Raw genomic sequence first — 13,785 nt, 5'->3', positions numbered from 1 at the left:
CCTCCGAAATGATTAAGGAACGCAAAAAACGCCCCTATGTACAACAATCGTTGCACATAGGGACGAGACGAGCCCGCGGTTCCACCCTACTTGCATGCATCGCATGCCACTCTTTTTGACAAAGAACACTCCGAAACGCCGTTCGCGCCCCTCTCATTCCCAGCTCACACCACCCTGGAATCGCTTGATTGAGAAAAAGACGGTACTCCTTTTCGTCATCGTGTTCATTTAGTTACTTCTACCGCATTTATTCTACCGAACCCGCTTGTTGCTGTCAATCGTTGCCGAAATCAATCAACTGGTCGAGAACACGTTTTGAACGCAGACGTAACCCGCTGTAGCGTTCCATATAAGCATCCATGATTTGACGTAATAGTCGCTTCGTTTCCGGCTTCACCGTCACGGTACCGATCCGCGAAAAATCGTAGACAGAAAACACGTAGAGCATCTTCGCGACTGCTTCTGACATGAAGACGGCATGTTCATCCTCATGACGGTGCCGGCGACAGAGTAGACCGCCGTGGTGTAACGAAAAAGCAAACGGTGCTTCAGCACTCCCGCAAATCGTACAGCCGTTCAAGTGTGGCGCAATCCCTAGATGACGCAACAGGCGCAACTCGATGATGAAAGAGACGACGTCGGGATCGAGTCCTTCATCCATCGCCTCCAGTCCTTCGACGAATAAATCGTACAGTGCCGGTTGCGGCACTCGTTCATCAAGCGCTTTATCTGCAAGCTCCAGTAAATACATCGCATACGCCATCAAGACGACATCTTGCCGGATATGCGCATGACTCGTGATGACGTCTGCCGATTTCAACTGACCGAGACCACGTGACCGTGGATAGATATAGACGGCTCGAACGAAAGGCTGGCTTGCCGCATTGAAACGACTACCCGGCTTCTTCGCTCCTCGCGCCATGACGGCGAGCTTGCCGTATTCACGTGTCAGTAGCGTGACGATCTTATTCGATTCACCGTATACGACCGTTCGTAGTACAAGCCCTTCCGCCTTATCGATCATCGCTTAATACTCGTCATCGCGGAAGCCAAGTTCACGCAATTGAACGGCCTTGTTACGCCAATCCTTTTGGACTTTGACCCACAAGTTCAGGTAAACTTTCGTTCCGAGTAACATTTCGATGTCCGTTCGTGCTTCAGAGCCGATTTCTTTTAGAAGTGCTCCGCGTTTACCGATGATGATTCCTTTTTGGGAATCGCGCTCGATCAAGATTGTCGCATGGACATCGACCATGTTGCCATTCTCACGCGTCTTGATTTGATCAATCGCGACTGCAATCGAGTGTGGTACTTCATCGCGTGTCTTTTGCAAAACTTTCTCACGGATCATCTCTGAGATGATGAAACGCTCCGGGTGATCAGTGACTTGATCCGCCGGGTAATACATTGGTCCTTCCGGTAAGATCTTCGCGATTTCTTCAAGTAACGGTCCGACGTTGTTCCCTTGTAACGCAGAGATCGGAACGACTGCCGCAAATTCGAGCTCATTTTTATATGACTCGATGATGGGCGGAATATCATTCGGATGAATCAAGTCGACCTTATTCATGACGAGAATGATGGGTGTATCGAGTTCCTTCAATTTTTCAATGATGAAATCGTCACCTTTTCCTTTTGGTTCCGTCACGTTTACCATGAACAAAATCGCATCAACTTCACGCAATGCGTTCGTCGCGACCTTCATCATGAAGTCGCCGAGTTTATGTTTTGGTTTGTGAATCCCTGGTGTATCGATGAAGATCGTCTGAACGTCTTCTGTCGTATAGACACCTTGGATCTTGTTTCGCGTCGTTTGTGGCTTATCAGACATGATGGCAATCTTTTGTCCGATGACACGGTTGAGGAATGTCGATTTTCCGACGTTCGGGCGTCCGATGATCGAGACAAAGCCCGATTTGAATCCTTCTTTAAACATGTAAATCCCCTTTCGTGAATGCTCCTGGTAAGAGGGCACCCACTGTTGTTTCTGTGACATCCCCTTTAAGGTTCGTCAAATAGATTGGCATATCCGCGTCACACATCTCTGATAACACTTGGCGGCATTGTCCGCATGGTGCGACCGGTCCTTCCGTGTCCGCAACGACAGCCATCGCTGCATACTCGCGCGCATCCTGTGCCCACGCAGAGAAGATTGCCGTCCGTTCTGCACAGTTACAAAGACCATATGCAGCGTTTTCAATATTGCAACCATGGAAGACTTGTCCGTCTTTTGTTAGTAGAGCAGCACCGACTTGGAATTTCGAATATGGAACATACGCTTTTTCGCGTGCACGTTTAGCTTGTTCGAGTAATTGTTCTGTTTTCATGTGAGTATCCCCTTCTTAGGAACGGTATTGGCCAAAAAGGCCGGATTCTTATTGTACCAAATATGGGATGAAAATGCATAGTGCAATTGCAATAGATGTAAGCGCCAACACAAGAACAGCTCCACTTGCAATATCCTTGACTGCTTTTGCCAGTGGATGCCATTCCTGCGTCACGAGATCAACGACGCGCTCAAACGCTGTATTGAACATCTCGGCACTGATGACGATCCCGACCGTCAAGAAGAGGATTGCTCGCTCGACAGACGTCAAGGGTAATAGAAAGGCGACAAGCAACACGATGGCACCAACTGTCACGTGAACTTTCATATGCCGTTCTTCTCGAATCGATTGGCGCAATCCGTTCATGGCATGTCGAAAGGGTTGCCACCAGCTTTTCACAATGTGCCCCGATATAACTCGAAGTGATGCAGGATTTCCTCCTGTCGCTTCGTCATGACTTCCTCATCTGCTTTTTCAATGTGATCGTATCCGAGTAAATGGAGAAAACCATGGACAGCGAGGAAACCGAGCTCTCGCTCAAAATGATTGCCATACTCTGCCGCTTGTTCACGACACCGTTCCACCGAAATAATCAAATCGCCGAGGACGATTGGTTCATCTTCCAGCAATCCAAAATCGATTTCATCTTCTCCGAGTTCTTCCATCGCAAAGGAAATGACGTCTGTCGCCTGATCCTTTCCACGCCATTCACGATTGATTTCTTGAATCTCATCGTTTGAGACGAAAGTCACGGACAACTCACTATTTGAATCGACTTCTTCTTGTTCCGCCGTGTAAATCAAAATCGATTCGACAAGCTGTCGTTGTTCTTCCGTTAGACGATTATTTTCGTCTGTCATATAAATATTCATGTCGTTGCCTCTTTCTTTAATTCTGGATACTCGATTCGTTCATGGAACAAACCGGATAAGGTATGACACGCACTTTCACCGACGCGATAAATCTCACGTGTCGTAATGTCACATTCCGCGAATTGGTCATCCATCATCTTTTCACGAATGATTTTCGAGACCAAGTCCCGAATTCCTTCTTCTGAAGGAGCTTTCATCGAACGAACTGCCGCTTCAATCGAGTCAACGATCATGATGACCGCCGCTTCACGGGTTTGTGGTTTCGGACCCGTGTAACGGAACGTCTCCTCGTCGACCTCACCTTGTTCTGCTGCCTTGACATAAAAGTATCGTAGCAGAGAAGTTCCATGATGCTGGCGGCAAATATCGATGATCGCTGCAGGCAGTTTTGCGTCTTCGAGTAATTCAACACCATCCTCAGTATGTGCCAAGATGACACGTGCCGACTCTTCCGGTGTCAATCGATCATGGGGATTGCGTCCATGCTGGTTTTCAATGAAATAAAGTGGTCGTCGCGTTTTCCCTAAATCATGATAGTAGGCTCCGACTCGTGCAAGCAATCCATCTGCTCCGATTGCTTCACAAGCTGTTTCTGCTAAGTTCGCGACCATCATACTATGATGGTACGTTCCCGGTGCTTCAACTAATAGTTTTTTGAGTAACGGATGCGTTGGGTTCAACAGTTCGAGTAGACGGGTCGGTGCTAAAATACCGAATGTCATTTCAAGAAACGGTAATAACCCAATCGCAAGAACGGCACTCAATATACCACTCGCAATCGCAAAGCCGATTAAAATCAATGTTTCTCGCGGTTCGAACGTACCGCTTCGCAGTAGAACGAATGCTAAGAAAATCGCGATGTTTGCTCCGGCAATCGAGATGCTGCTCATGAAAATACGTCGCCGTGACAAACTAGACCGTAGGAAAAACGTCGCAACTAAACCACCGACTAATAAATAGATTGCAACATTAAAGCTGAAGTTTTGATTCGTACTATAGAAGAACGTTCCGGCAAGTGCCGTGAAGAGCGAACTCGATAACGCAATCCGTTCATTCAATAAATTTCGTAGAACGAGCGCAGCAAAAGCTGTCGGTGTGAGTAAGTAAAGTGCAGGGTTGATGTCGTCTGCTAAGAACGCCATACCATACATGACGAGTAATTGTAGACTGACGACGAGATAGACAAGCCCGAATAAACGAATCCGCCCCATTTGAGCGTATCGCAGTTTCGAACGATGAATGAATCCAAACAAAAAGGCAGTCATCAACGCACTGACAAGCATCGCACCGAGTAACGGTTTCAACGACTGTCGATCAGAAATCAAGCCGACGAGTTGTAACTGACGATAAGCATCTTGTGAAATCACTTCGCCTCGTTTGACGATCACTTCACCTTCCGAAATGATAACCGGTTCGACTTTATCACTCGTCTGCTTACGAAGCTGTTCCGTCTTTTCCGGATCATAGACGTAGTTCGTCACGATCAGTTGATCGGTCAGCGCTTTAGCGACTGCTTTTAATGAGAAGGAGAGCGGCGAACGTTCGATATCAGTCCGCGCATTCTCACGTGCTTCCGCCACTTCACCACCATCGGACGAGATGCGTTGACGCATCGCTTCTTCAATCGCCGTAATGACGACGTCACGTGTCGTATTCCGCAGTGCTGTCGTCGACGTCACAAGCAAGCGTAACTCATCATCCTTCAGCAGTGTCGCCGCCTCCGTTCCACGCAGACGCTGCTTGATTTTACCGATCTCATTTGCTTTTTTAATACCGGACAAACTAGCAAAAAGTTGTTCGACTTTATCAATTTGCTGTGCTGCATACTCTTGTTTGATCGTATACTGACTCTCGATTGCAGCAACCGAATTTTCCTTGATTTGATTTGTTGCGACCCGGTCCTCCATCGTCAAGGGTGACCGGATATCTTCTTCTGCAATTGAGAATGGTTCTGCGGACAAGGCTTCTGGTCGAACGCTGACATACATCATCGTCGATACGATGAGATAGAATACTACTGTCAAAAGACCGACCCAGACCCCAACCTTGCGCATATCATCTCCCCCTTTTCCCTCTATTTCCGTAACGGCTTAGGTCAAATCCTGACTATAAGCATCAACGATTTTTCGGACAAGTGGGTGACGTACGACATCAGCTGAGCCAAAGTGCTCAAAATGAATCCCTTTGACATTACCGAGCAAATGTAACGCTTCTTGTAGACCAGACGTTTTTCCACGCGGAAGATCGACTTGTGTTAAATCGCCCGTAACAATCATCTTCGAATGGAATCCGAGACGCGTTAGGAACATCTTCATTTGTTCCCGTGTCGTATTTTGCGCTTCATCGAGAATGACAAAAGCATGTTCAAGCGTCCGTCCGCGCATGTAGGCAAGCGGTGCGATTTCGATGACACCACGTTCAAGCAGACGAGCCGTATGCTCGACACCAAGCACGTCATGTAGCGCATCGTATAGAGGACGTAGATAGGGATCGACTTTTTCTTTAAGATCCCCTGGAAGAAATCCTAGATTTTCTCCTGCTTCTACTGCCGGCCGCGTCAGGACGAGTCGTTTGACGTGACCTTCTTTTAACGCTTTTGCCGCCATCACGACAGCAAGATACGTTTTTCCGGTTCCCGCTGGCCCAATACCAAATGTCAAATCACAGCGGTCGATTCCCCGAACGTAACGTGCTTGACCGAGTGTCTTTGCACGAAGTGGTTTTCCTTTATGATTCGTATGAATGACCGTATCGTAAAGTTCTAGCAGTTCATCCACACGATCTTGACGTGCGAGTTGAATGGCGCTCGTCGCGTCACGCTCTGTTAAAACAGCACCACGATTCACAAGTTGTTTCAAGACGCCTACGACCTGTCCTGCTAAGATCACAGACTGCTCCTGTTCGGATTGTGCCAACAGTTCATCTCCTCGATGCGTCAGCTGAACGTCAAGTTCTGCTTCCATCGTACGTAAGACTGCATCATTCGGACCGACGAATGCTTGAATCTGTTCTGAATTCGAAAATGCAAATGGGATTCTTTCGTTGAATATCACGTTGTGAATGGCCTCCTAGTCATGGATAACAAGTTGTCATCGCTTCATATCTAATCTCTTTCACTTTAGCACTTCCGCCGAAAAGATGGAAAGAAAAACCCGTTCCCACCTTTTAGGAAATAAAAAGAGTCGATCCTATGCGTTTCGTAGGATCGACTCACTGTCTAATCATCATCGTTTTCGTTTTGAAACGGGTGCACCCAGAACCTCACTCCAGACGATGGCACGACGCATTTCATCCTGTGAGAGTCTCGTCGCTGATGCTGAACGACTAGACGATCCAATGGCACCATCTGCTACGCTATCTTTAATTTCGCCAATCGTCGATGAGGACATCCCTTTTTTCGAATGTTGCTTTTGACGTTGGTCCAAACGTTGTTGCAATTCCGTTCGTTCATGAACGGGTCGCGCTTTCGTTTGGGTTACCCCTGGTTGTTTCTTCGCGGGTGCTTTTTTACGAACGACAGGTGGAGGTACCGTCTCTTGTCGCATCGTATCGACCTGTTCGGTCATTTGCTTCACATATTCACCGAACTCCTTTGAAGGAGTTCGGTTCGTCTGCTTCGGTTTTTTATCTGCTGCTTTTGAGATGACGGAGATGACACCGAATGCGATCATCAACCCGACCCATATGATATCCATACCGTCTCACCCTTTATTGTGAGTCATTTGGTGATGATTGCCCACCGATTGCTTGGCGCATTTTCGTATCAGCTGTCACGTTCAAGTAGTTCGCATAATCCATGACGCCAAAGTTACCGTCACGCATCGCTTCAGCGATAGCAAGCGGCACTTCCGCTTCAGCAGCGACAACCTTCGCACGCATCTCTTCAACACGTGATTTCATCTCTTGTTCACTTGCGATCGCCATTGCGCGACGTTCTTCCGCTTTTGCTTGCGCAATGTTCTTATCTGCTTCTGCTTGATCCGTCTGCAGAACCGCACCGATATTCTTACCGATATCAATGTCTGCAATATCAATCGAGAGAATCTCGAACGCCGTACCCGAATCGAGTCCTTTTGCAAGAACCGTCCGTGAGATCATCTCTGGATTCTCAAGTACTTCTTTTTGGTCATTACACGAACCAATGGTTGAGATGACACCCTCACCAACACGTGCGATGACCGTTTCTTCCCCAGCACCACCGACGAGACGATCGATGTTCGCACGTACCGTGATCCGGGCTTTCGCTTTCACTTCAATCCCGTTCATTGCCACACCGGCGATGAATGGCGTTTCGATGACTTTCGGGTTAACCGACATTTGAACAGCTTCCAGAACGTTACGACCAGCAAGATCAATTGCCGCTGCGCGTTCGAAGCTCAACTCGATATTCGCACGGTGTGCTGCAATCAAGGCATTGACGACGCGGTCAACGTTACCACCGGCAAGGAAGTGACTTTCCAGTTGATTCGTATTCAAATTCAATCCTGCTTTTACCGCCTTGATCAACGGATTGACGATCTTAGACGGTGTGACTCGACGAAGACGCATCCCGACTAATGTAAAGATCGATACGCGCACTCCCGCTGCGAGCGAGCTGATCCAAAGTGGAATCGGAACGAGCGTGAAGAAGATGGCGAGGAAAATTAAAATTCCTCCGGATATGAGTAATACAGTCAATAATTCAGGTGTCATGTGTGGGACTCCTCCTTCGTATGTTGGACTCTAACAATGACGCGTCCATGCGTCACTTCTTTTACGACGATCGTTTCCCCCGCTTGAATGAAGGTCCCTTCCGTAACCGCATCGATTCGATTTCCGTCGATTTCAATTGTTCCTGACGGACGGAGAGGTGTCAGACTGACTCCTTCTTGTCCTAACAGTTGCACTTTGTCTTGATGAGAAAGATAGCCTTTTTCAGACGATGTGGAATCTGTCAAAATCAAACCTCTCCATAATAAGGATTGATTCGATTTAATTCTGCGATATGCCCAGTATCCGGCCGCAAGTGATAGAAATACAGCAAGTCCAACCGCTATGCCTACTTGACCAACTGTAGCACCTGCCATGATCAGACTAGCAAGGACAGCGCCGATTCCGAGGACTCCAAAAATTCCGAACCCTGTGACGAATATTTCGACCAGTAACATGAGGACCCCGATCATGAAGACCGCCAAAATCATCCCTAAGCTAAACGTCATGCGTACGTTCACCCCTTTTCATTCGTGTCAGAAGCTGCTTCTTTTGCACTTTGATTCGTTACTATAATTATATACGCTTTCAAAACAAAAAGGTTTCATGACTATTCTGAATTCATCAATAAACTTTTAATTGTGACAGGAACGACAAAAAAGGTGCCCCGAAGGACACCTTTTCCATGTATTAAGCGAGCCGTTGTTTGACGAGTCGATTAATTAACGCACCGTCTGCCTTGCCTTTAAGCTGTGGCATGACGATACCCATTACTTTCCCCATATCTGAAGGAGCAGAGGCACCCGTCTGCGCAATAGCTGCGTCGACGATTTCCTGTACTTCTTCCTCGGAAAGCTGTTTTGGCATATAAGCTTCGAGCACGACAATCTCTGCTTGAATTTTCTCGACGAGATCGTGACGACCAGCGCTTTCGAATTCTCGGAGGGAGTCGTTGCGCTGCTTCATTTCACGTGAAAGAATCGTTAATTCTTCCTCGTCCGTCAATTCTTGCTTACCGAGTTTGATCGTTTCATTTTGCAGCGATGATTTCACCATCCGAATCGTCGTAAGACGATCTTTTTCACGTAGACGCATGGCTTCTTTCATATCCGCTGTCAAACGCTCCTGAAGACTCATGAGGATACACCCTCTCTAACGTTAGAACTTCTTACGCTTACGCGCAGCCTCCGATTTAAGCTTACGTTTTACACTTGGCTTTTCGTAGTGTTTACGTTTACGAACTTCTGCAAGCGTACCATCTTTTGAAACACCACGTTTGAAGCGACGAAGTGCGTCTTCAAGTGATTCATTTTTACGTACACGAGTTTCCACTAGTTTTCCCTCCCTCCGATATTACCGACTAAAGGAAACGTGTCAGACACGTCATACAACATTATAGTAGGAATATACAATTTGGTCAACAGTTGATTCTAGCGACTTTTCTATACCCTACGCTGTTCCTTTTTGTTCTTTTCTATCCTCTCATGGTTGCATCCGTTTGACAACAAAATCTAGTCATTCCTGCATCAAAATCCAGAAACTTTTTTGTAAGCGTTATCATGTATTTTTTAAAATGTTTTGTCAAAATGGGTGATGATGTGTCAAAATATAGACAATTATCAAATAAAGGAGTGTGACATCACTTATGAAAGAAGCAAAGCGCATCATCTGGGGATTGATTCTCGGGGTGATCCTCGGAATCATTCTTGCTAGCTTACCGGATAAGTCAATTTATGAGGGATTGAATAAATATGCTTTACAGCCCATCGGAACGATCTTCCTGAACCTGATTAAGATGCTCGTCGTACCGATCGTCTTCTTCTCGATCGCTCTCGGCGTCATGGGTCTTGGTAATCCAAAAGAGCTTGGTCGTGTCGGCGGAAAGGCAATCGGCTACTTCATGACGACGACGGCTGTCGCGATTGTCATCGCTCTCGGTTTGTCATTACTGATCAAGCCGGGTACGTTCGGTAACTTCGAGACGCAAGGTCTTGAATATGATAACGGAAATCTACCAGATACGAGCATAATCAACACAATCGTCGGTATGTTCCCGACGAATCCGATCACGTCGATGGCAGAAGGAAACATGTTGCAAATCATCGTCTTCAGTGTCTTTATCGGTTTTGGGATCACGTTCCTCGGTCAAAAAGTATCGACGTTACGGACATTCATCGAACAGGGTAATGATTTAATGACGTACTTGATCACACTTGTCATGAAGATGGCTCCGCTTGGAGCATTCGCCCTGATCGCATCAGCCGTCGGTTCACAAGGACTTAACTCCCTAAAGGCGATGGGACTTTATATGGGTGTCGTCATCTTGTCACTATTCGTCCATTCCGTATTGACGTATGGTTCGACCGTTTCACTTCTTGGGAAGATGAACCCATTCTTCTTCTTTAAGAAGTTCGCACCTGTCATGCTGTTTGCTTTCTCAACGTCTTCGTCGAACGCAACACTTCCTGTTGCGATGCAAACGGCTCAAAAAGAGTTGAAGGTTCCGCGTTCCGTCTCAAGTTTCGTCCAACCTCTTGGTGCGACGATCAATATGGATGGAACAGCAATCATGCAAGGTGTCGCGACTGTCTTCATCGCGCAAGTCTACGCTGTAGATTTGACGCCAGGTCAACTTGCGACTGTCGTCCTGACAGCTGTTCTTGCATCTGTTGGAACAGCCGGTGTACCGGGTGTCGGTCTCGTCATGCTGACGATGGTTCTCCAGTCGGTCAATCTACCGGTCGAAGGGATTGCATTGATCATCGGTGTCGATCGTCTTCTTGATATGATGCGGACAGCCGTCAACATCACTGGTGACGCAGCATGTGCCGTCATCGTCTCGAAATCGGAAGAAGGTAATCTGAAAGAAGAAGAGAACGAAGAAACGGATGAGCGTTACGCTTGATTGCACGTTTCTCGACTGACGAAAAGGACGTTCCGCCAACTGCGGAACGTCCTTTTTTATCTGTTCACTTATTTCGATAAGACGAATGAGCTAAGTCCTTCGACACGAACCGTACCTGATACTTTACGGATTGCTTTGGTTCCTGCTTGTTTACCATCTACAAGCAACTTCCATTTTCCTGTCGGTAGCTTCATATTGACTGCTGTTCGATTCGCATTATGAATGACGTAGAGATCATCCTTTTGTTGTGGCGCAGCATCGTCTAATCGATAGGCGATGACTTGTGCCGGTGCTGTTTCAAACGTCAGGTAACGACGAATGTCTTTTGCTGTTGCTAAATGAAGTACTGGATTCTTTTTGCGTAACTCGATCAATCCTGTCATATAATCAACGTCTTGTTGACGGTCCATCTTCCGTTTCCAATCGAGCTGATTGACAGAATCCGGTGATTTATACGAGTTATGGTCTCCGCCCTTCGTCCGCATGAAGTCCTGTCCTGCATGGATGAACGTTGTTCCTTGTGACGTCAACAAGATACTTGAAGCCAAACGATGCATCTTCGTCTTCGTTGCGTCATTGTCTTGTGGATTCGTCAGGTTCAACTTATCCCAAAGCGTATGATTATCATGTGCTTCAACGTAAGTGATCGCTTGATCTGGTTCTTGCGTAAATCCTTGAATCTCTTTGTCATAAGCAATCTCTCCGACAATTCCGCGTTTGATGCGCGTTTCAAGACCCGTTGCTCTGTTAATGAAACCAGCATCTGAATCGATGAAGACGCTACCTTTGAGCGCATCGCGTAGATTGTCATTGAAATGTCCGATTCCAGGCATTTGTTTTGTATTCGTTTGGTTGGCCTTCTCTGAATCTGGAAGCGGTGTTCCAAGGCTCCACCCTTCTCCAAATACGAGAATCGACGGATCAATTCGTTTTGTCGCCTGTTTGACAGCATTCATCGTCTTGACGTCGTGAATGCCCATTAAGTCAAAGCGGAATCCGTCCCAGTGGTATTCTTTCGCCCAGTAAGAGACAGAGTCAACGATCAATTTGTGCATCATTTGACGCTCAGACGCTGTGTCGTTTCCGACACCCGTTCCGTTTGCTAAATCGCCGCCTTCTGTATAACGGTAGTAATAACCAGGAACGATTTTATCAAGGTTTGATGCTTTTGCGTCAAACATGTGGTTGTAAACGACATCCATGACAGCACGAAGTCCATTGTCATGTAGCCCTTGAATCATCTGTTTCATTTCTGTGATTCGGACTTTTGGATCATATGGATTTGTCGCATACGATCCTTCTGGTGCGTTATAGTTCTTCGGATCATAACCCCAGTTGTACGATTTAAGCGGGTTCGTCTCATCGACGGATGCTGTGTTGAAATCATAGACTGGAATGAACTGAACGTGCGTGATGCCAAGTTCCTTCAGATGATCAAGTCCCGTCTTCGTCTTCGTTTTTTTACCATCCTTCGTCAAACGTGTACCTGGCTCGATGACGCCGAGATACTTCCCTTTTTGTTTGATGCCTGAATCGTAACCTGAGTTCGTCACATCAAACATCGATAAATCACGGACGTGTGATTCATAGATGATCGCGTCCGTCGCATGGCGAAGTGGCATTTTTCCATTCGTCCAGCGTTTTGGATCCGTCTCGCGTAAGTCGACAACGACACCTTGGTCGCCATTGACCGCGACTGCTGTCGCATACGGATCAACCGCACGCGTCGATTCTTTGGCATGTTTGACTTCGTATGTGTATCCGACACCGTCAAGGTCGCCCTTGACCGTCACTTGATACACACCACGATCCGTTCGTTCCATCTTGATTTCGCGCGTGATATCTTTTGTCGTAGCAGCTTCTTGTTTTGGTAGGCGATACAATTCGAGCTCGACAGCTTGTGCTGTCGGTGCCCAAACTTTAAACGTCGTCTTTGATTTTTGATAGTCGACACCGAGTTTTCCATCGTAGGCATACTTTTGGTCGAATGCTTTCGAACGGAGCACTTTACCTGCTTCGAGGACTGCTTCTCCAAAAACAGGATGAGATGCTCGGACGACTTTTGCTAAATCGATATCTGAAGTGACTTCGACTTTTACCGTTTTGGCATCGATTGCTGACACGACTGGATTCGTCAAGCCTTCAAACGTAAATGCCTTCAAGTCTTCTTCCGTCAATGGTGCATTCGTTTTTAATGTCATCGTTCGGAAGTCATCTGCTAAAAAGCTTGTGATTTTCGGTGTGCGATCGATTTCCGGTTTGCTGTAGTATATCGTCTGATCCCCTTCAATCAACCAGATGTCTTTCGCCCCTGCATAAAAGAAACGATCAGCTCCGTCTTTTTCCGACCATCCTTCAAGATGAGGAATGACGCCTGCAAGACGTGCTTTCGTCGGATTATCGAGTGTTACCTTGGCAACGGCACCAAACTCATCTTGCTTGTCGAACTCGAATCGCTTTCCATCTTGCTCTTCCGGCCAAGACCAGACACCATACTTGTCATAATCATTGTCATACCGGTAATAATGGATGTTCGTATCAATTTTTTCGACATCTGCTCCATTGCTTGGATTGACTGTCGAGATGTTCTTACTTCCCGACTCGATCCAGATTTCAGCAACACCATTTTTAATCATGTCTTTCGTAATGAAGCGATCATTCTCAGATCCCCCATCCTTGTTCCAGTTATCATCTCGAACGATGAAGCCGATTTTTTCCGGCTGATCAACTGGGAATTCATAAGCTGCGATTTTTCCGTAAGCATCCTCGCCGTTAAAAGCGTGAGCTTTATTCGGAAAATAATCCGGTCCATTTGCCCATAACCACAGATTCCAATCCTTTGTGGCATTCGGGTCTGCCTTGTAGTGAATGATGACCAATGTCGACTTTCCTTTTTCCAGTGCTTGACCGGATAAAGAGAGTCCACTAAATATCAGTGCAAACGTTAGCGCAACGATACAAACGAATCTCATGCGTTTCATACGGTAGCCAT

The 13,785-nt window shown here is 46.8% G+C and carries 14 protein-coding genes; 1 reads left to right on the top strand and 13 read right to left on the bottom strand.

Annotated elements, in window-relative coordinates; all coding sequences use genetic code 11:
- Positions 1–274: 274 nt before the first annotated feature.
- The 12 genes from recO to rpsU all read right to left on the bottom strand — a co-directional run bounded on the left by recO (position 275) and on the right by rpsU (position 9,220).
- On the bottom strand, positions 275–1,024 hold the full coding sequence (gene recO, locus AC3B4V_RS00885; RefSeq protein WP_023467502.1) for a DNA repair protein RecO: 750 nt from the start codon (positions 1,022–1,024) through the stop codon (positions 275–277).
- A 3-nt stretch (positions 1,025–1,027) separates the two neighbouring features.
- Positions 1,028–1,936 (bottom strand): GTPase Era, encoded by a 909-nt coding sequence (gene era, locus AC3B4V_RS00880; protein WP_488377542.1) that lies wholly within the window; start codon positions 1,934–1,936, stop codon positions 1,028–1,030.
- A complete protein-coding gene (locus AC3B4V_RS00875) occupies positions 1,929–2,327 on the bottom strand; it encodes a cytidine deaminase (protein WP_023467498.1) in 399 nt (132 codons plus the stop codon). Before AC3B4V_RS00875 ends, era begins: the two co-directional genes overlap by 8 nt.
- A gap of 48 nt (positions 2,328–2,375) precedes the next feature.
- Entirely contained in the window at positions 2,376–2,693 is a 318-nt protein-coding gene (locus tag AC3B4V_RS00870; RefSeq protein WP_241492327.1) for a diacylglycerol kinase, read from the bottom strand.
- Positions 2,694–2,722: 29 nt separating this feature from the next.
- Complete coding sequence (ybeY, locus tag AC3B4V_RS00865; RefSeq protein WP_029341033.1) at positions 2,723–3,199, bottom strand: rRNA maturation RNase YbeY; 477 nt, start codon at positions 3,197–3,199, stop codon at positions 2,723–2,725.
- Entirely contained in the window at positions 3,196–5,253 is a 2,058-nt protein-coding gene (locus AC3B4V_RS00860; protein WP_488377541.1) for an HD family phosphohydrolase, read from the bottom strand. Before AC3B4V_RS00860 ends, ybeY begins: the two co-directional genes overlap by 4 nt.
- Before the next feature lie 36 nt (positions 5,254–5,289).
- Positions 5,290–6,252 carry a PhoH family protein gene (locus AC3B4V_RS00855; RefSeq protein WP_023467492.1) on the bottom strand — a complete coding sequence of 321 codons (963 nt, stop codon included), beginning with the start codon at positions 6,250–6,252 and terminating at the stop codon, positions 5,290–5,292.
- 171 nt (positions 6,253–6,423) lie between these two features.
- On the bottom strand, positions 6,424–6,894 hold the full coding sequence (locus tag AC3B4V_RS00850; RefSeq protein WP_488377540.1) for a hypothetical protein: 471 nt from the start codon (positions 6,892–6,894) through the stop codon (positions 6,424–6,426).
- A 13-nt stretch (positions 6,895–6,907) separates the two neighbouring features.
- Entirely contained in the window at positions 6,908–7,891 is a 984-nt protein-coding gene (gene floA / locus AC3B4V_RS00845; RefSeq protein ID WP_023467489.1) for a flotillin-like protein FloA, read from the bottom strand.
- Positions 7,888–8,397, bottom strand: coding sequence for an NfeD family protein (locus tag AC3B4V_RS00840; RefSeq protein WP_047396392.1), 510 nt, complete (start codon positions 8,395–8,397; stop codon positions 7,888–7,890). The genes floA and AC3B4V_RS00840 overlap by 4 nt, the downstream gene beginning before the upstream one ends.
- A gap of 181 nt (positions 8,398–8,578) precedes the next feature.
- Positions 8,579–9,025 carry a GatB/YqeY domain-containing protein gene (locus AC3B4V_RS00835; protein WP_023467485.1) on the bottom strand — a complete coding sequence of 149 codons (447 nt, stop codon included), beginning with the start codon at positions 9,023–9,025 and terminating at the stop codon, positions 8,579–8,581.
- Between the two features lie 21 nt (positions 9,026–9,046).
- Positions 9,047–9,220: a 30S ribosomal protein S21 gene (gene rpsU, locus AC3B4V_RS00830; RefSeq protein WP_012369719.1), complete on the bottom strand. Its 174-nt coding sequence runs from the start codon at positions 9,218–9,220 to the stop codon at positions 9,047–9,049.
- A 313-nt stretch (positions 9,221–9,533) separates the two neighbouring features.
- Between rpsU and AC3B4V_RS00825 the strand changes: the two genes are divergently transcribed.
- The gene (locus tag AC3B4V_RS00825) at positions 9,534–10,793 is read left to right on the top strand and encodes a dicarboxylate/amino acid:cation symporter (protein WP_488377539.1); all 1,260 of its coding nucleotides are present in this window, start codon (positions 9,534–9,536) and stop codon (positions 10,791–10,793) included.
- A gap of 68 nt (positions 10,794–10,861) precedes the next feature.
- On the opposite strand, the gene pulA is transcribed toward AC3B4V_RS00825, so the two are convergent.
- Positions 10,862–13,774, bottom strand: coding sequence for a type I pullulanase (gene pulA / locus AC3B4V_RS00820; RefSeq protein WP_488377538.1), 2,913 nt, complete (start codon positions 13,772–13,774; stop codon positions 10,862–10,864).
- Positions 13,775–13,785 lie beyond the last annotated feature (11 nt).

The organism is Exiguobacterium sp. E17S (assembly GCF_057772545.1).
This window is presented reverse-complemented; position numbering and strand designations above follow the sequence as displayed.